This is a genomic window from Bacteroidetes bacterium GWF2_43_63 (assembly GCA_001769275.1).
Lineage (GTDB): Bacteria > Bacteroidota > Bacteroidia > Bacteroidales > DTU049 > GWF2-43-63.
The window spans coordinates 18,477-38,092 of the sequence record MEOQ01000018.1; the positions used below are offsets into that span (position 1 = coordinate 18,477).

Consider the following 19,616-nt stretch of genomic DNA (forward strand, 5'->3'; position numbering starts at 1 on the left):
AATCAACAATGAAAATGAATCTGTTGAAAGTAATTTTCGGTTTCCTTTTATTAACCGGATTTACCGGGCTAAAGGCGCAAACTGTTCCTGTAACCGAAGGCAATGAAGGCAAGTACAAACCAAGCATCTATGGAACTTATTATGATGCAAAAAGAAGCTTTTTTGAGAGCATGCCCAATGATTCGAACGAGATCATTTTTCTCGGCAACAGCATCACTGATATGTGCGCATGGAATGAGCTTTTCGGAATGGAGAATGTGAAAAATCGTGGAATTAGTGGTGATGTGATTAATGGCGTTATAGACCGACTTGAGGAAGTTGTAAGCTCCTTTCCGAAAAAAATATTTTTGATGATCGGCACCAATGACCTGGCCAGGAAAAGAAGTGTTGATCAGATTCTCACTGATTATGAAAAACTCATCACACTGATTATTCAGAAAACACCGAAAACACAACTGTATCTTCAAAGTGTCTTGCCTACAAAGAATCAGACAACCCGAAACAACAACGACATTATTGAAATCAATAAAGGAATAAATGCACTTGCAAATAAATATTCACTGACCTATATAAACCTTTTTGATCTTTTCAAAACACCAGAAAATGAATTGAATATGGATTATTCATACGACGGGCTGCATTTGAACGGGCAGGGATATTTGTTGTGGAAAGATGCGGTGATTGAATATGTCGTTAAGTAACTTTGCCTACGAAAACGAGCCTGTCTCAAAACCGGGTGTTGTTTCGACATTCCACCGTTCCGGCCAAAATTAACCCTCGAAGAGTTCCGAACTCTTCGAGGGTTTTCTAAAACAGGCCGGAACATGGAACCGTCGGAACAACAGCAAAAACAACGGTTCCATGTCCTTTCGCTCCTTCGTCGCTTTCGGACGGTGGAATGTTGTTTTTGCTCTGGGGGTTTCGTTTTGAAAAATCCTCTTACTATTCATCAACAATTCCCCGTTAATACTATTTTCTTCGCATACGAATTCAGGAGCTATTTTCGTTGTATTTTTGACCTATGTGCCGTACTATGTCAATCCGAAAAGCCCTGATACTGCTGCTGATTCCGGTGGTTTTCTCCTCCTGCGCCGGACTGCGCGAGCATATCCGTGAACGACAGCTCGAGACCCACGGGCCACCGAAAAACATCAGAGACAATCGCAATGATCTCACAGAGCGGAAAGACAAAACACGACGCGACACCCTTTCAAACATCAGCGAAAGAAATGCCCCCACTGGTGTTTATGCCAAATACGGAGAAAAGTGGAAGGTTGAATTAAGCGGAACCGAAGACGCGAAATTTCTTGAAGAAATTGACTCCTGGCTCGGGACACCTTACGTGTACGGAGGTGAGTGTAAAAAAGGCACCGACTGCAGCGGCATGATCCTGGCCATGTACGAAACAATATACAATCTTGCGCTTAACCGCAGCGCCAACGACATGCAGAAAGATGTCCGCTTTATTGATATCGATAAAGCACAACTCGGTGATGTTTTGTTTTTTAAAATCAATGGCGACCGCGTCAGCCATGTAGGGCTGTATCTGGGCAGCCGCCGCTTTATACATGCCACCACCAGCAAAGGCGTAATGATCAGCAGCCTCGATGAAGATTATTATTCGAAGCGATATTATAAATGCGGGCGGATTGTGGCGATGGAGAGACAATAGCACGGAATCCGCGCTATTGTCAGTGGGAAGTTCCTAAAGTTGAACGTTCATAAAGGCACTTTGAAGTGGCCAGTGTTCAGTGGCCAGTTGTGAATGATTAGTTCGCCGCGGCGGATCACCACTGACTACATTACTTCTCACAATAGACAACTAAAATGATTTTACTGCGCGGACATTGCACGTTACATTCTTTGAGTTGTTGTTAACGTCGCCGAAATAGAATTGAAAATAAAAACCATTAGAAGAAGTGTACTCAGTGCTGCTCCAATAATTCAAATCCTTCGCAAGAACTGCTGAGCCTATTGCTCTGGCAGTTTTATTAACGTGATAACGATTATGCCAAAGCAAAATCAATTCGTCAATTGATGGCAAGTACCATTCTGGCCCAAGGGTTTCCACCCAAAGGCGGGCAGTACCAGCACCAGTTGACATTAAAGATGTGTTATAAGCTCCATCTTCAGTTGTATTTGCTCCAATAAATGTCGAGCCACCGTAAATTGCAGTTGTTTCCGTTTTTGAAACAATCAAACCATGCTGCTCACCATCACTTCCTGAATAAATATAATATACAATGCCCCCTAAAGTATCCTGTCCCAGATAGAATTTTGGTTGTGCCACTCCAAATACATAGGGATCAGTAGCCGTTCCGGTTCCGGTAACAGTAATATTATTGCCGGCTGTTATATGTGTTTCCGATCCGTCAGTAACTGGTTTGTCACTCAGATCATTATAACTGCCACTTGTAGCAACTGTTGCCAGACTGTTCCAGCCCAAAACTCCTGCGCCGTTTGTGGTCAAAACCTGCCCACTTGTACCATCTGAATTTGGAAAACCATATGCGTTATTGATATTCAGATTGCTGTAAACTGTCAGCGTTGCTGTGCTGAAATCGCCGTACAGGAGCGGTGTTGAGGTATTGCTGTTTGATATGTACAGTTTGTTGGAGCCGGTTTCGTTTAAACCTGCTTCGTTACCAATAAAAACATTGTAAGAGCCCGTCGCATAAAACCCGGCCGCAAATCCGATAGAAACATTATAGCTACCTGACGCATTATTATACAAACTGCTTGTTCCGATACTCGTGTTTTTATTTCCGGAAGTATTAAAACGCAGACTTCCTCCCCCAATTGCAGTATTCTCAATTCCATCCGCATTATAATTCATAGAGCTCCTACCAATAGCGGTATTTTGCGTTCCGGTTGAATTAGTCAATAATGCTTCCTGCCCAAAAGCAACGTTACTATAGCCAGTAGTATTGCTATTTAATGCCTGTTCGCCAAACGCGACATTCCAGTATCCGGTTGTATTGCTACTTAAAGCGCCATTCCCCATTGCTGTATTTGTCAAAATACTCCCCCCACCTCTACCTACTCTCACCCCATTGATCTGCGCATCAGCAGAGACATCCAGCTTGTAAGCCGGTGTTGTTGTACCAATACCCACATTTGTCCCATCATCGTAAACACCTGATGAAACCAGTGCTGTTCCATTCCATGTGGCAAGATAGTTTGTACTGTTTGTACCAACTTCAGGATCAACTTCAGTAAATGATGTCAGATATCCTGCGTCGTTTGTAAATGAACTCACATTCGTTGGCGCTCCTGTCAGACTGCTGTACTGGCCATCAAACAAAAGTGGTTTATCACTTAAATCATTATAGCTGCCGCTTGTTGCAACCGTTGCAAGACTGTTCCATCCTAAAAGTCCGGCACCATTTGTTGACAAAATCTGTCCATTTGTTCCGTCTGCATTTGGAAATGCATATGCGTTATTGATGTTCAGATTGCTGTAAACAGTAAGTGTTGCTGTGCTGAAATCGCCGTATATAAGCGGTGTTGAGGTGCTGCTGTTGGCAATATAGAGCTTGTTTGAACCGTATTCATTATAACCAGTCTGGTAGCCAAGAAAAACATTGTTTGATCCGGAAATGCCATTGAACCCAGCCTCCTGGCCCAGAGCCACGTTATTGTTTCCTGTTGTGTTCCGCAATAGCGCATCACGTCCAACAGCAGTGTTATTATCACCAGTTGTATTGGCACCTAATGACTGCAATCCTAACGAAGTATTTGAATTACCGTCAATGTTGTTTGTCAATGCCTGACATCCGAGGGCTGTATTCCATTTCCCAATTGTGTTGGCATATAGTGTGTGCTGCCCAATAGCCGTGTTCGTACTACCAGTCGTATTACTGAATAAGGAATAAAAACCCACAGCCGTATTAGCAAAGCCAGAAGAGTTAGTCATTAATGCATAACTTCCAATCATAACATTGCTCGCCTGATTACCACCACCTCTTCCAACGCGTACGCCATTTATTTGCGCATCAGCAGCGACATCCAGCTTGTAGGACGGTGTTGCAGTTCCAATACCTACATTCGTTCCGTCATCGTAAACAACCGATGAAACCAGTGCTGTTCCATTCCATTTGGAAACATAATTGGTTGTATTGATACCAACTTCCGGATCAATTTCTGTAAACGAGGTGAGATATCCCGCATCGTTTGTAAATGAACTCACATTTGTTGGTGCGCCTGTCAGGCTGCTGTACTGGCCATCGAAGCCCGCTGGGAGTTTTACAAAGCCTCCGTTTGTCAGGCGGATAGTGTCGTTGCTGATGCTCAGAATTTGTATTTCATTTGTTACTGATCCATCAACTTCGGTGAATGAGGTGAGATATCCGGCATCATTTGTAAATGCACTAACAGTCGTTGGTACAACAGGGATTGTGGGTGTGTTTATAAGACTGTTGTAATCGCCATCGAAGCCGGCAGGGAGTTTTACAAAACCTCCGTTTGTCAGGCGTATGGTATCATTACTGATGCTCAGAATTTGTATTTCATTTGTTATTGATCCATCAACTTCAGTGAATGAAGTGAGATATCCGGCGTCGTTCGTAAATGCACTAACAGTCGTTGGCACAACAGGGATTGTGGGTGTGTTTATAAGACTGTTGTAATCACCATCGAAGCCGGCGGGCAATTTTACAAAACCTCCGTTTGTGAGACGGATGGTGTCGTTGCTGATACTCAGAATTTGTATTTCATTGGAAATATCACCATCAACTTCAGTGCTGAGCTTGTTATTCCAGTTGATGATATCTGTTGCCGTAATCGTTGCTGCTGCTGATAAATCAAACACCGGATCGGTTTCGGTAATTCCGCCGACAACACTTTCGGCTGTTTTTGCATGCAATGCATAAGGCACGCTCAAAAGCTCACTGGTTCCCGATATCGTGTAAGTCGTGCCACCTGTTATATCAGTTTCAGTTTTTATAAAATACGGACCATTGCTCCAATCAATCGCATCGAAGCCAACACCGTTCCCGATTTCAATACTCACAAGACCATTCGCATTCGTTGTCGGGGTCTGCGTTTCATAATACACAACCGTTCCCGTTGACGAGCCCTGCAAAATGCTGATCTGCATTCCGACAGCTGTATTGGTTACAAGCAGATCGCTGGTATTGCGAATAACTGCCTGATAACTGAGTTTCTGAGGAGCCTGAGCAAATGCAGCTGCAACAAGCATTGTAAACAAAACAACAGTAAATATTCTTTTCATAATTATTGATTTTTGACAATTTTGAATTCCTTTTCCAATTCACCTGCGGCATTTGAAATGCGCAGAAAATACATGGCAGGAGCCAGGTCCCGCATGGGAACATTTGTTTCACCCACATTCAGCTTTCCTTGCCGGACCAACTGTCCGTTGTAGTCAAACAGTTGAAAAATGCAGTCGTCAACATGTGTCTGACTGATGATCAAAAAATCATTGGCGGGATTCGGAAAAACCGAACACTCCCATTCAAGCGCATAATCACTGATGGCGACAACTTCGCTGATTTCGTAGGGCTGCTGAACTCCCTGCGCAACTGATCCATCAGTTCCCGGGTTTGTGGTATAAACTACCTGACCTATGGAATAGCTCACGGATCCTCCTGATCCGGAGGCGTTGCCGCCTGATGTTACAACGCCTGTTTGAGCTGAGACAGCGAAAATTGACATGAAAAACGTACAAACAATAAATATTCTATTCATAACAGTACTATTAATTGACAAATGCGAAAATAATGCAGACGTAAATGTAATACATAAGCAGGAAAGCCTAATAATTTCAAAGCAATTTAACTTTCTTTCCTTTACGATAAAAAGTCCTTCAATAAAAAATTAAGGCCTCAGATGTAAAGCCGATAAAAACCGCACAATATCTGCAATTATGCATAATGTCTGCTGTCGCAGTTTCATTTCTCTCTTTTATAAAGATATACTGCAATGCTGGGTACAAAAAAGATTGAGAATAACACGATGCCTACCAGCAGCAAAATGCCTGTACCAGGCCAATGCATCAATTTAAACAGAATTCCTAAGGATGTTAGGGAAATGGATACTGCCCCGGTAATAAATGCGAATACTTTCATACGAATTCAATTTAAATTTTCCTACTCATTTGGCTTTTCGGATCCGCCCCGTTTTTTCCCGCCTTGGCGGAGTGGAATCTGGGCTCCACTTGTTTTTGAACTATCAATCGTTTAATCAGATTTAACTTTGTTGGCATCCTTGTTCTCAAGTTTATTTACAGCATCTTTGAATGAAAAGCAGCACGGATTTTCACCCGCGCTGCCTAAATCAGAATCGTCAATAATATAATAAACTAATAAATGATTGCCGGTATTCATGTATTTACTTTTGAATAATGAGTTTTTGGGGTTCAATGTGATTAGCTGAAAATATTTCCACGAAATACAATCCATTCGCAAAGTCCGAAACATTGATATGATGCTGATTTTTAGTAATGTCTCCAGCACTCACTAAAAAGCCTGTTGAATTAAAGATGCGATAACTGCTGCCATCAGCAACATCTCCGTTAATACTGAGCACGACATTGTCTGAGGCAGGATTCGGAAATATGGACACTAAATCAGCATTGACATTTTCAGAAATATCCAGATGGAAAGATGGGTTTATATTAATTGGTTTATAATATGTTTCTGATGATTTCCCGGAGCAGTTTAACGTAATACTGATAACATTATTCCCCTCAATCTGAAAACCATAAGTTTCGACAAATTGATTTGTAATAACGCTGTCCTGAAAATTCCAGGTAACCGTAAGCAAACTGTTTACCGTGTCGACAATAATACTATTGACATAATAATCAAAGTAGTCACCCAGACAGGCATCCTCTTCGTTTGCGGGAATTGTATCAACAATGGGATCACAGGATGTGACGTATGCTGACACAAGTGTAGATGTTCCAATCTCATCCGTTGGAAAAATTCTTTGCTCCCCAACCCTTCCCACACCAAATGCATAATATGAATCACCGATATTGGTTATGGTATCATTTACAATATCTGTTTCTCTGATCTGAATACAATTTGTAAAACCTCCGTATACCGCATCAGTGCTAATTACGGAATCAATTACAATGTGGCCTGGTTCCACGGTTTGAGATACTGAATAACCTGTTGTAAAATAATTGTTTGAAAAGTACAGAATAGGGGTTGATAGTATTATTGCAGAATCAAGATCGGGATACTCTTCGGAATATGCCTTCAGATAAACATCCCCATTAAGATCCTTAAACAACCAAATCAGATGGAAAACCTCTGTCTCACAGCATCCGCTGTGGGAATAAAGTTTCCCTTCCTGAAGAAAACACAAGTCGGTATTAATGAAGTCTGATTGTAAATACGTAAAAGTAGCTGTGTGTCCCCAATTGTCAATATCACCATAATCAACCAAGACAGTTTGATTGCCTACGCAAAATGGCATGTAATAATCGGATGCAACCTGAGCAAAAGAAATTCCAATTGCAAAAACATAAAACACAGATATGATAAGTCGTTTCATAATGTTTTGTCAGAGTTTACTGTGCTGACGCTGCACTTTTATTTCTGCATCTAGCAAACAATAGTGATAAAAAGGAAACACAACATACTCCATGTTCCAGCTCCGATAACACTGGTGATTGCCGTCACCTTTGCATTTTCTCTCTTGTGCTGTTTCTTATATCCTTTCACATAGGCCTGACTCACAGGGCCTGTAGCAACTGTTGTTGCTGCCGTCGTATTTGATTCTGAGCCGGAAACATTTACATTGCTGCAATTTTCAAGATTATTGGCCTGCTCAAATACATAAGGCGGAACTTTTGGCTTAACCATCATTGAAATGAGTGTCCCGTAGAATGCGCCGGGATAACCAAATAAAAATCCGGAGAAAAATTTGAAGTTAACTCCCAGCGCGGTAGGATTGTAAGTGTTTTTGGCCAGACAGCGGGCATAGGCCATGGCTTCCTCTGCTGTCATTTTTCTGATGGGTTTATTATTCATTCCGCCAACAGACTTCAATCCGGAAAAATCAAAAGTTTTCGCACTGGTCGAATAATTACCCAATAAGTCTGCTTTGGCCAAACCACCAAAATTTAAAATGGTATATCCATCCTTGAAGAAATCAAATACTGTTTTGGAAAGCTCCGATACTGTGCGGACTCTGATTCTGTCACAAGTAATGACATAACAAATCGAAAAAAGAAGTACTCGTTCTTTCTGTTTCTCAAATTCCGAATTAGGATATATGCCAACGATTCTAATACTGCCACCGTTTGCCTCAGAATTTGCAAGCTTTAACCCAAGCACATCTTCGATGTATTTCAGGGAGTCGATTGTTGGAGTTAATGCGGTATTAACAGTAACTGGTTCGTCTGAAGTTTTGAAAAATTCGATCTCGCCGTTTTCATAACGGATTTTAAATACTTCGTTAGTGCTTATCGAATACAGAGGTCCGTTTAAATTTGAAAATTTTCTGTATTTGATTTCCCCCTCAGTAATCTCAGAAACTTTGGCAGCAATTGTTGTTGTGCCCTTCGTAAAGATAGTATCCTGAGCAAACAGATGCAAAGGGGGAAAAAAAGAGAAGAACAATGCACATGAAAGAAAAACAATGCATCTGAAAATATTGATGTTTTTATTGTTCATAACAGAAGTTTTATATTAGTCCATTCTAATGTAATCTTTTCCACCAATAGTCATAACATCATCTTCAATATATCCGGTCGCTGAACTCGAGCCACTAGATACAGTAACAGTAGAACCCTCGCATTCCCAGGAGCCACTTGCATCATGGTCTTGATAGTAATTGCCCGGGGTTCCCCAATAACTGTCAAAAGAATTTTCTGTGAATTCTAAAGTCCACGCCTGTTGAATTCCCGTAAAAACAACCTCATATCTCCATACGGTACCTTCTAAATCGCAACTGTTTTCTGAGCAACCACAGCCGCCTGCGAGAGTACCCACAAGACCAAAAACACAATCAGTGCAGGAATTTAAACCAATCGATAGTGCAATGAAGATAAAAATTATTCTCATGTTATATTTGCCAGAGTTTACCGTGCTGACGCCGCACTTAATAGTGAAATATAAACGCTAACAAATATACACGACAACAATACTATTGCCGGGAAATAAAACAGGCATTTTTCCGGAAAATTCCGGCAATTATGGGGGGCGTGAAGATTTACTAAATGGCTATCACTTTGTTTTTAATGGCCCATACAACCATTTCAACCATATTCTTGATATCGATATCGTAGGTTTCTTTCAGTTTACGCTTAATGTTGTCTTTGAACGATGTCACCACATCTTCGGTAATGCACATTTTCGAGGCAATTTCTTTCGCACTAAGGCCTTGCGATAATAATTGAATCATCTGAATTTCGCGCTGCGTAAGGCCGAAGTTGTGCTCTTTCTTTAAAATGGAAATCAGCTTTTTCTGATTATTGATGATAACACGTGTGGCTTCTTTGATATTAAAAGTTTCGCCAAGACAAAATCCACCACCTTGCATCACTTCTTCAACTGCCCGACCTATTTGTTCAATTCCGCAATCTTTCAGCAGATACCCATCGGCACCGGCTTCAATGGCATCCAATACATATTCGTAATCGGACCGGCCAATGGAAGATGAGATAAGGCCTGACAGTATGATCACTTTAATGTTTTTGAAATCACCCTGTTTCAGCGACGCAGTAATGGCAATACCGCTTTTCCCTTGCAGGATATTGTCCATTATTAGAATGTCGGGCTGTGTGCCGTTTTTAAGCAGCTGCATCAGATCATCTTCACCGGCAGCTTCCCCGCAAACCTGATAATAGGGATGGTATCTTTCCAGATTCTGTCGTAAACCATCCCTGAAAATCTTATGATCATCTACCAGAATTAAATTTGCTTTCATACTTCATTGGTTTTATCGTTGATTAATAAAGGGATGGTAAAACTAAGGCTGCAACCTGCAGTTGTTGATTGAACGAAAATTTTTCCATTCTGCTGCTCAATAAAATATCTGATTAGTGATAAGCCAAGCTTGCTGTTGCCAGTATTATCAGGTGTTGTACCGGAAATAAATTTTTCCACGGCTTCTTCACTCATTCCTTTTCCATTATCATCAAAAGTAAACCTGAGATTCGGGCCTTCTACCGCGCCGCTGATTTTTATTTCAACTTCGTGCCCTCCATGTTTCAGCGAATTGTCAATCAGATTCCGCATGATCAGCTCCATCATATCAGGGTCGGCCAAGAGTGTTACATCAGGCAATTGGTCAATGATTACGGAAGCACCGGTTTGTTTTGCCGCAAACTGGCAAAAGGAAATTACCTTTTCAATGAGTGGTTTTATTGCTACCGGTTGAAGATTGCATTTCATTGATCCCCGCTGCATGGCAGCCCAGCTCAGCAAATTATCAAGCAACAATTTGCGGCGGCTGTTTTGCATTTCAATTTCTTTGAGAGATGAAACCAACACCTGGTCATTCTTCTCTTCTGCATGACTTATTGCGGGTTTCAGCATGTAGTCCGTGGCAATCAGAGGGCCTCGCAAATCGTGGGCTATAATTGAAAAAAATAGATTTCTTGTCTTATCAAGCTGGTTCAAATATATGTTTGCCTGTTTCTTGTTTTTATTTGAACGATACAAAACAATCCCAAACACAGCAAGAATAATGGCAAGAAAAATAACACCCCATACAACCAATCTGCTTTTCCGCCATTCCACAAAATATTTGTTTCGCTCATGGTCAATAAAAGCCTGATAAGTGCCCTGACGACCCAACTTGTTTATCCAGTGGAGTTCCCGTTCATCGAAAAAAGAATTCACTTCTGCTGTAAAAAGAGAATCGCGTAAGTATATAAAATCAAGCAAAAAATCGACAGCAACATCCTTTTGTCCTGCGTCGACCAACACCAGAGACAGAAAATACAACGCATCGGTTTCTGCAATTTTGTCTTTTTTAATTCTTGCATTTTCCAGAACCAATTTTGCAATCTGAATGCTCCTGGAATATTGATTAAGGGCATAATATACACGCGCAAACTTTAACTGCCCTGACTCGCTGGCAATGGTGTTTCCTGACAAAGTATCCAAACTGTAAGCTTGTTGAAAATCGTCAAGTGCGTTTTGATATTCACAGATGGCCAGATAACCTTCGCCACGGTTGTAGAGCGTTTTAATTAATGATGAAGTGTCCTTTATAATCAAACATTCATTTTCGGAAAGATTGAATTCATTTATGGCAGCCGGGTAATTTCCGGAATAATAATGAGAGCAACCATAGAACAATGCGACCCGACTCAGATAATAATGGTCAGATGCAGTTAAAAAACATGTTCTGGCCTCCGAAAACATGATGCCTGCACCGGCAAAATTCTCTGTATCATAATACGAAATCGCGTTCCAGAACCTGACAATTCCAGCTTCGCGAAACATCTTACGTGACATATAAAAATCATAGGCCTGAGAGTAATAATCAACAGTGCCCCCATGCAACTCTTTTCTGAATTGATGTAATAACCGAAAAGTTTTTCGGTTTACAGCATCAGGATATGTATGAACTACAATCAAAGGCAATTCCTCACTCTGTTTGAAAGATTGCTTCAGCACGGAAACAAAATCCTGCAATCCTTTCTGATAGCCAATCCGCTGACTCATTCTAAACCCTTCATAGCAAACTTCAGGTTGTTTCAGCGAATTCCATGCACCTTCATTCTCTGCGCAAAGAATAGCATACTCATACATCTTTTTAACTGTGTTTGAGTCTTCAGGCAATTCATCAAAATGAACAATCAGTTCATTATACAAAGAATCAACGCGCGATGCTGGCTGTCCGTATAAAACCCCGGGCATTAAAGCAGCCAAAATGCAAGTTGCCAATAAAAAAACAAACTGATTTGTTTTCAAAATAAAGCTCTTCACTATATTGATTTACAAACGTACATAAAAATGCAACTGGTCATGAAAATACAGCTGTTTTTTTTCAGGTATCCAATGGCGTTTTGAATTATCGTATTTTTGCACACAGTCAGGTTCAAAATCAACAGATTGAAATTATAACGGTCCGTCCAACAATGAATAAACGAAAGATAATATTAATTGTTCTGTTAATGCTGATTTGCCTGTTCATCGGAATTTTCATCGGTTATTCGTACACTGTTTTCACAAATAATGACAGTGTCAATTCCATTGACTTGAATTACTATAGCCCTGACAACGATTTAGCAAGAAATGACGGCACCTTCAAATATCCATCACCGATGGAATCTGACAAGGGTTGGGGCGAGGCCGTTTTTCCATGGCATATTGTTGATGGAATCCGCGAGCGTGGAAACTACTGGGGATACGGACTGGCTTTTACCGGCGGGAAAGAAAACTATGAAGACTCCTGTGGCTGGCGGCAGGCCACCATCAATTTTGGAGAACCGCAAACCTTTAACCGTGTAGTTATCTGGCATGCTACAGACAATCTGATTATACCGGAATACTATCTCAGATCGTGGAATATAAAACTCGAACGCTGGGACACACTGGTGTGCAAACATGATATTGTTCAACGCACATCTTCCATAAAAGATAAAAACAAGAAAAGTAACAGCATTCCTGTTGAAGATGTTTTTACAACAGTTTCCTCAAACAAAATTCAGTTACTTTTCAACAATTGCAATGCAAGTCACGGCTGGATCAATGAATTCGAAGTGTACAATGACAAGCCCGGGGACCGACCGGAATGTCTGGTCGTTCAGCCGGAATAGAAGTTTATAAAGTTCCTAAAGTTGAAAGTTTATTCACCCATTAAATTATTTTCAAAAGTGTTCATGAGCTCGCCACTTCGTGTCTCGGTTATAAAGGCGACGTTAGGGCTGAGATCGAGTTCGAGATCAAGGTTAAGGTGGCGAAGCCGTAAAAGAAGCTGCGACTTGTCACGTTTTACGTGAAGCACCTAAATTATTCGCCAGGAGGCGATAAATATTAATAGCCCGCATGCCCGCCAGGGCTCCGGGGGCGAGCAAGCAACGATCCCGTAGCCAGTATTCAGTAGCCAGTAGAATTTTTCTCACAACTGACTACTCACAACTGGCTACTAAGAAGTTGCCAAGTATTCTTAATTGTCTCTCAGAACGAATTCATCATATTCCAGCTCGAAGCGCAGTTTGTGCTTCGATTCTTCCTGAGCCAGATATTGAAAAATGCTGCGGATAGCTTGAGTCGGCGCTTCTGAGGCCAGTTTCGTGTAAAGCTTGAATGCTGCTTTTTCGCGCGCCATGGCCACTTTCAGGGCGTCTTCGTATGTGATATTTTCATCCACATCGGGATAAGCAATATAATCGGCAATTTTCAGGGCAGCGACTTTTTCTTTCGGCAGATTAAAATTTTGCTCTTCTTTTATCTGCGAAATTTTCGCCTTATGGCCAATTTCTTCGCGTGCAAATTCTTCGAAAATCTGCTTCATTTCTTCGTTGCGGCTTTTGGCAGCAAGCTTTGTATAGAAGTCAACAGCACTCTGCTCCTGATTCATGGCAAAGTCGAGAATGTGATCCATCGATTTAAAATTTTCCATAGCCTTAAGTTTTAATTGTTAGTGCTGATTACTTTTTCATTAATTCTGCAACCTGCTTCTGATGCCTTAGAACAAGATTGTCGGCGCCAAAAACAAACATGTTGCGTGGGTTATCGCTGTCGGTAGCATTGAACGAAAATAATTCCTCTTTCTGCGCTGGAAGCAATGATGCGAATTCCAGAAATATTTCGTCCGTTGATCGAAAAGAAATTAAACCAAGTTTTTCTGCCAATCCATTTAATAAATCAATATTGCATTTGCCCGTCTTTGGCTTCATATGAGCTTCGTAGCGTTGAATAACGCGCTGCGTATTTGTATAAGTTCCGCCGGTTTCGAATGGAAATGCCAACGGTAATACCAGCGAAGCCGCTTCGGCTGTTGGTGTCATAAAATAATCCGCAACAACAATAAATGGTGTTTTTGAAAGCAACTCATTCACTTCGTTAGCATTCACCGCAGTCCCTAATGGATCTTCGCCAAAAATGAGCAGATTTTTGATAGCACCATCCTTCAATCTTTGCTTAATACTGAAATCTGTTTCATCAGACAAGCCAGTAACATTCCACAACTTCTCCAAATCTGGGTTTGCTTCCACCAGTTTACGGCCGCCTGGAGCGGTATTAGGACAAATACCATTGTCGCGCAAACCCTGCGAATTATTTTTTGATTTCAGCGAAACCACACCCGATGCGGTTTTCCCGAGCTTGCCGGTAATCATCATCAGGTTCGTAATTTCCATTGCACAATTCGATGAGGTGCCGGCTTCAGCATAAACCATAACAGATTCAGCTACATTATTGAACTCATCAGCAAGTTGTTCAACCATATCCTGAGCAAGGCCGGATGCGGCAATCAACGATGTGTAGTTTTCTTTCAGTAATGCAGATTTATATTCTTCAAATCCTTCAGTACGACCATTTATGAACAACGCATTTTGTTTTCCTGAGGTCAGATAATAATGATTCATCGCTTTAATGAAAGCGTATTTCGATTTCACAGCAATGATTCTGTCGGCCTTATGGTCCATCAGATGGTTGTCGCCTTCAACGATTAAGGTTACCGGAATTTCAGATTTATTTCTGGCAACTTGTATTGCAAACCCGGCAACTCCATTCGATTTTATCATTTCGGGACTTAACACCCAGATAGCTCTTGCACGCTGAAAATCGCTGAAAGAGACATTCTCCATGCTATTTTCAGAATACCCTTTTCCACGCTCCATGTAATGGAATGAAGAAATATTATTTGTCTTGACACCTGCTCTTGCTATCTTCTGAATGTAGTACTGCTCTTCGTTCGAAAGCCGCGCTCCGACCGTGAATGCATTTTCTGAAGGTTGAACCGACGCAATGTTTTTTGAAATGATTTCAAACGCTTCGTTCCATGAAATGTCTTTCCACGATCCGTTTTCTTTTACACGAGGACTGAGCAAACGGCTGCCATCATTCATATACTGATATCCGAAACGGCCGCTGTTGCACAGGTTGCCGCCCTGATTCACCATACCCTTTGCTCCCTGAATCCCAAACACAAATCCACCGCGATGATGCACTTCGAGTTCACATCCAACCGAGCAATAATTGCAGATGGTTTTAAACAATTCGGTCTTCACCGGACCCGGCTTAAACAGCTTGTTTTCGGACATTGCTCCGGTAGGGCAGGTTGAAATACACTGTCCGCAACTTTCGCATTTAGTGTCTTTCAAACTCATTCCCATACTTGGTGCAACATAAGTTTCAAATCCGCGGTTCACAAAACCCAGTGCTGATGCGCCAACCACTTCCTTACAGATGCGAATGCAGCGACCACACAAAATACATTTGTTTTTATCGATCTCAATGTAGGGATGCGAAAAATCAATCAAATGATCATTAAAGCAACCTGAATAGTGAATCTGATTCGCATTATATTCGGTTGCATGTTTTTTCAGATCGCAGGTGTAAAGGGCGCCGCAGCCACATTCAAGGCAACGGGCAGTTTCATGTTTTGCAACTTTTTCAGATGCATAACCGAGTTCAACTTCTGTAAAATTATTTCGATCTTTCGGATCGAGTACCGGCATTTCTTCACGCAGCTGATGCATGAATTTGCCCGCGTACTCTTGCTTTTCCTGCATACGGAAATTTTCTTTACGGCTGTAAAATTCTTTTTCCGGAGGAACGATAGGCAATCCATTCAGATATTGTTCGCAACTATGAACCGCAAGTTTTGCCTGCGCGATGGCTGCAATAGCGGTTGCAGGACCTGTTACCCCATCGCCTGCAGCAAACACCGACGGAATGCCGGTTACAAGCGTGTCTTTATCAGCTTCGATATCGCCCCACTTTGTAATTTTCAGCTGTCCGTTTTCAGAAAATTCATTAATGTCGTTTATGAAATTGACATCCGTTTTTTGTCCGATGGCAGCCAAAATATAATCGCATTCAATTTCAAATTCCGATCCTTCTACTGGAACAGGGCGTCTGCGGCCAGATGCATCGGGTTCGCCCAGCTCCATTTTCTGGCAGACCATGGATTTCAGTTTACCATTTTCATCTTTCAGAATCTTTACAGGCGCCGTCAAAAACATGTAATTCACACCTTCGAGTTTCGACTCGTGAATTTCAATCGGGTTGGCCGGCATCTCAGCTTCGGTGCGGCGATAGACGACATATACTTCTTCCGATCCACAACGGCGCGACGTACGACAACAGTCCATAGCTGTGTTTCCACCACCAACGACAACAATTTTCTTTCCTTTAAAATTGTAACGTTGTCCAGTTGCTTCCATGTTTTTCAGGAAATCAATTCCACTGAAAACACCATCGGCATCTTCGCCTTCAACGCCTACCAGTGCGCCTTTCTGAGATCCTATGGTGAGAATGGTCGCCAGATATTTTTCTTTGATTTCCTTATAAGAAACATTTTCTCCGAGTTTTTTTCCGGTAAAAATATTCACTCCCAATTCGGTGATGGTTGAAATTTCTTTGTCGATCAGATCGTTTGGTAAACGATATTCAGGAATTCCATATCGCAGCCAGCCACCTGCATGCGGCATTGCTTCATAAATATCGACCTGATGACCTTTTTGTGCAAGCCAGTAAGCCGCAGATAATCCTCCGGGGCCAGCACCAATCACCGCTACACTTTTTCCCGTTGCAGGAGCGACATCCGGACGATAATGTTTTTCTGATTTCAAATCCTGATCGGCTGCAAAGCGCTTCAGGTAATCGATTCCGACACCATTGTTTTCTTCGAGCAAATTGCGTCGGCAAGCCAGTTCGCAGGGGCGCACACAAACACGGCCGCAAATGGCGGGCAGCGGATTGCGATCTTTAATCAATCCGATTGCTTCGCTGTACAGTCCTTTTTCGATAAGTGAAATATAACCCTGCACATCGACATTGGCCGGACAAGTTTCTTTGCACGGACCAACGCAATCTGCATAATGATTACTCAAAAGCAGTTCCAGCGCCATTTTACGACTCTTCTTCACATCTTCGCGTTCTGTATCGATAATCATACCTTCGGTCACTTTCGTGGAACACGACGGTTGTAATCCTCTCATTTTTTCAACATGAACTACACACACAAAGCACGACGAAAACGGCTCCAGGCGAGGGTCATGACAAAGTGTCGGAATAGAATAACCATTTCGCGTGGCCAGATCCAAAATGCTTTCGCCAGGTTTTGCCTGAACATTTTTTCCGTTTAAAATAACATTGATCGTATCCATGATTTTCTTTTTACCTGGTTATGACAAAGTGATTGCGTCGAATTTACACTTACTGAAACACACACCGCATTTGATACACAGCGATTGATCGATGAGATGCGGCAGCTTTCTTTCACCCGAAATGGCATTGGTCGGGCAGTTCTTTGCACAAACAGTACAGCCCGTGCATTTATCAGTTTCAACCGTATAAGTAAGCAATTTCTTACAATTATGGGCCGGACATTTTTTGTTGAAAATGTGGGCTTCGTACTCGTTCCTGAAATATTTCAAAGTCGTAAGAACGGGATTGGGGGCCGTTTGTCCGAGTCCGCAAAGACTGCTTGTTTTAATTTGCTCGCACAATTCTTCGAGCAATTCAATATCACCTTCACGTCCCTCACCCTCGGTAATGCGTCTAAGAATTTCAAGTAAGCGTTTTGTTCCAACACGGCAGAATGTACATTTTCCGCAGCTTTCCTTTTGTGTAAAGTCGAGGAAAAAGCGCGCCATATCAACCATGCAGGTATTCTCATCCATAACAACTAATCCACCGGAACCCATAATGGCGCCTGTTGCAGTTACCGAATCGTAATCGACAATGGTGTCGAGTAAATGTTCCGGAATACAACCGCCAGAGGGGCCGCCCATCTGTACTGCTTTGAACTTTTTATTGTTCTGAATTCCACCGCCAAGTTTAAAAATCACATCGCGCAAGGGAATGCCCATGGGCACTTCGACAAGACCACCGTGATTGATTTTCCCGGCCAGGGCAAACACTTTGGTCCCTTTACTTTTCTCAGTTCCAAAGGCAGCATATTTTTCGGGTCCGTTGAGAATAATCCATGAAACGTTGGCCCAGGTTTCAACATTGTTGATGTTGGTTGGTTTTTTATACAATCCGGAAACAGCCGGGAAAGGCGGCCTGCGGCGAGGCATTCCGCGCTCACCTTCGATAGAGGCCATGAGTGCAGTTTCTTCACCACATACAAAAGCGCCGGCACCTTCTTTTACATACAAATCGAAATTAAATCCCTGTTTCCCAAAAATATTTTTTCCAAGAAATCCTTTTTCGTGTGCCTGACCAATAGCAATGTTGAGACGTTTGATGGCAAGCGGATACTCAGCCCGGCAATAAATCACACCATCACTGGCACCAATGGCATATGCGCCAATGATCATACCTTCTATGATGGCATGCGGATCTCCTTCAATGAGACTCCGGTCCATGAATGCACCAGGGTCACCTTCATCGGCATTGCAGATAATATATTTTGTTTCGTTTTGACTGTTGAATGCAAACTTCCATTTCATTCCGGTGCTGAAACCGCCACCACCGCGGCCCCGGAGGCCTGAATCGATAATCGTCTGAATAATATTTTCGCGCGAAATATTATCCGTCATGATTTTCTTCACTGCATCGTATCCACCATGCCGCATGTAATCGTCGAGATTTTCGGGGTCAATTACGCCACAGTTGCGCAAAGCAATTTTCACCTGACCTTTCCAGAAAGGATCATCCTGCGAAGCAAACAAATCAGTACGCACAATGTAATCGCGCACTGGTTCTCCGTTTCGCACGTGCTTATTGAGAATTTCAAGAACTTTTTCAGCATCTACTTCTCCATAGAGATAACTTCCATTTTCGTCAATCACCTCTACGAGTGGCTCACGAAAACACATTCCGATGCATCCGGTTTGCTGTAGCTCAAATCGTAAATGATCTGTATTCTGTAAACCTTTGATTGTATCAAATACTTTACGTGCACCTGCTGCGATTCCGCAACTGGCCATACCAACGCGAACAATTGTTTCAGCCATACCCATGTCTATTTTTGTTTTTCCTGCATTCTAACGTCATTAATAATCTTTACAGCCGACTTGCCTGAAAGTTTTCCATAAGTTTCGCCACTGATCATCATAACAGGCGCCAGAGAACAACAGCCAAGACAAGCAACGCTTTCAATCGTAAACAAGCCGTCTTCGGTAGTTTGGCCATCTTTAATTTCAAGGGCTTCTTCGATCGATTCGCTCACGGCAGTTGCATTCTGCACATGACAAGCTGTCCCATGACAAACTTTAATAATGTATTTCCCAACCGGTTTCAACCGAAACTGCGAGTAGAATGTAGCCACTCCGTAAATGTCACTGGCACTGATACGCAGCACTTCTGCCGCTTTGCGGATAGATTCTGCAGGAAGATAACCATAGGTTTCCTGAATTTTCTGAAGAACCGGAATAACAGCACCTTTATGGCCTGCATAGTGTTCGAGTATTGGATCTATTTGAGTCAGATCGACGCCACCTGCAATAATGCTCTCACTCTCAACCGCCACACGTACAATTCTCATGATTATTTGATTTGAATACA

At 42.1% G+C, this 19,616-nt stretch carries 15 protein-coding genes; 4 read left to right on the forward strand and 11 right to left on the reverse strand.

Translation table 11 applies throughout. The features are described 5' to 3' along the window. Positions 1–125: 125 nt before the first annotated feature. Positions 126–701: a hypothetical protein gene (locus tag A2W93_08680; protein OFY55270.1), complete on the forward strand. Its 576-nt coding sequence runs from the start codon at positions 126–128 to the stop codon at positions 699–701. A 332-nt stretch (positions 702–1,033) separates the two neighbouring features. Further along, positions 1,034–1,672: a hypothetical protein gene (locus A2W93_08685; GenBank protein ID OFY55207.1), complete on the forward strand. Its 639-nt coding sequence runs from the start codon at positions 1,034–1,036 to the stop codon at positions 1,670–1,672. Between the two features lie 150 nt (positions 1,673–1,822). On the opposite strand, the gene A2W93_08690 is transcribed toward A2W93_08685, so the two are convergent. After that, positions 1,823–5,233, reverse strand: coding sequence for a hypothetical protein (locus tag A2W93_08690; GenBank protein OFY55208.1), 3,411 nt, complete (start codon positions 5,231–5,233; stop codon positions 1,823–1,825). Between the two features lie 2 nt (positions 5,234–5,235). Further along, positions 5,236–5,676 carry a hypothetical protein gene (locus A2W93_08695; GenBank protein ID OFY55209.1) on the reverse strand — a complete coding sequence of 147 codons (441 nt, stop codon included), beginning with the start codon at positions 5,674–5,676 and terminating at the stop codon, positions 5,236–5,238. A 267-nt stretch (positions 5,677–5,943) separates the two neighbouring features. Between A2W93_08695 and A2W93_08700 the strand changes: the two genes are divergently transcribed. After that, entirely contained in the window at positions 5,944–6,204 is a 261-nt protein-coding gene (locus tag A2W93_08700) for a hypothetical protein (GenBank protein OFY55210.1), read from the forward strand. A 147-nt stretch (positions 6,205–6,351) separates the two neighbouring features. Here the strand turns inward: A2W93_08700 and A2W93_08705 are convergent, their stop codons facing one another. From A2W93_08705 to A2W93_08725, 5 genes are all read right to left on the reverse strand, one after another. After that, positions 6,352–7,524, reverse strand: coding sequence for a hypothetical protein (locus tag A2W93_08705; GenBank protein ID OFY55211.1), 1,173 nt, complete (start codon positions 7,522–7,524; stop codon positions 6,352–6,354). Between the two features lie 50 nt (positions 7,525–7,574). Then, on the reverse strand, positions 7,575–8,648 hold the full coding sequence (locus A2W93_08710; GenBank protein ID OFY55212.1) for a hypothetical protein: 1,074 nt from the start codon (positions 8,646–8,648) through the stop codon (positions 7,575–7,577). A 15-nt stretch (positions 8,649–8,663) separates the two neighbouring features. Continuing rightward, the gene (locus A2W93_08715; protein ID OFY55213.1) at positions 8,664–9,038 is read right to left on the reverse strand and encodes a hypothetical protein; all 375 of its coding nucleotides are present in this window, start codon (positions 9,036–9,038) and stop codon (positions 8,664–8,666) included. A 151-nt stretch (positions 9,039–9,189) separates the two neighbouring features. Then, positions 9,190–9,903 carry a hypothetical protein gene (locus A2W93_08720; protein ID OFY55214.1) on the reverse strand — a complete coding sequence of 238 codons (714 nt, stop codon included), beginning with the start codon at positions 9,901–9,903 and terminating at the stop codon, positions 9,190–9,192. Then, positions 9,900–11,900, reverse strand: a complete 2,001-nt coding sequence (locus A2W93_08725) for a hypothetical protein (GenBank protein ID OFY55215.1) — start codon at positions 11,898–11,900, stop codon at positions 9,900–9,902. The genes A2W93_08720 and A2W93_08725 overlap by 4 nt, the downstream gene beginning before the upstream one ends. A gap of 95 nt (positions 11,901–11,995) precedes the next feature. Here A2W93_08725 and A2W93_08730 point away from each other — a divergent pair, with 95 nt between their 5' ends. Beyond that, positions 11,996–12,748, forward strand: coding sequence for a hypothetical protein (locus A2W93_08730; GenBank protein OFY55216.1), 753 nt, complete (start codon positions 11,996–11,998; stop codon positions 12,746–12,748). Between the two features lie 350 nt (positions 12,749–13,098). Here A2W93_08730 and A2W93_08735 read toward each other — a convergent pair whose 3' ends face one another. The 4 genes from A2W93_08735 to A2W93_08750 are packed head-to-tail and all read right to left on the reverse strand — an operon-like array spanning position 13,099 to position 19,596. Continuing rightward, positions 13,099–13,554 (reverse strand): hypothetical protein, encoded by a 456-nt coding sequence (locus tag A2W93_08735; protein OFY55217.1) that lies wholly within the window; start codon positions 13,552–13,554, stop codon positions 13,099–13,101. 28 nt (positions 13,555–13,582) lie between these two features. Then, positions 13,583–17,269 carry a hypothetical protein gene (locus A2W93_08740; protein OFY55218.1) on the reverse strand — a complete coding sequence of 1,229 codons (3,687 nt, stop codon included), beginning with the start codon at positions 17,267–17,269 and terminating at the stop codon, positions 13,583–13,585. A gap of 18 nt (positions 17,270–17,287) precedes the next feature. Beyond that, positions 17,288–19,066, reverse strand: a complete 1,779-nt coding sequence (locus A2W93_08745) for an NADH dehydrogenase (GenBank protein ID OFY55271.1) — start codon at positions 19,064–19,066, stop codon at positions 17,288–17,290. A gap of 8 nt (positions 19,067–19,074) precedes the next feature. Beyond that, positions 19,075–19,596: an NADH dehydrogenase gene (locus tag A2W93_08750; GenBank protein ID OFY55219.1), complete on the reverse strand. Its 522-nt coding sequence runs from the start codon at positions 19,594–19,596 to the stop codon at positions 19,075–19,077. Between the last annotated feature and the right edge of the window lie 20 nt (positions 19,597–19,616).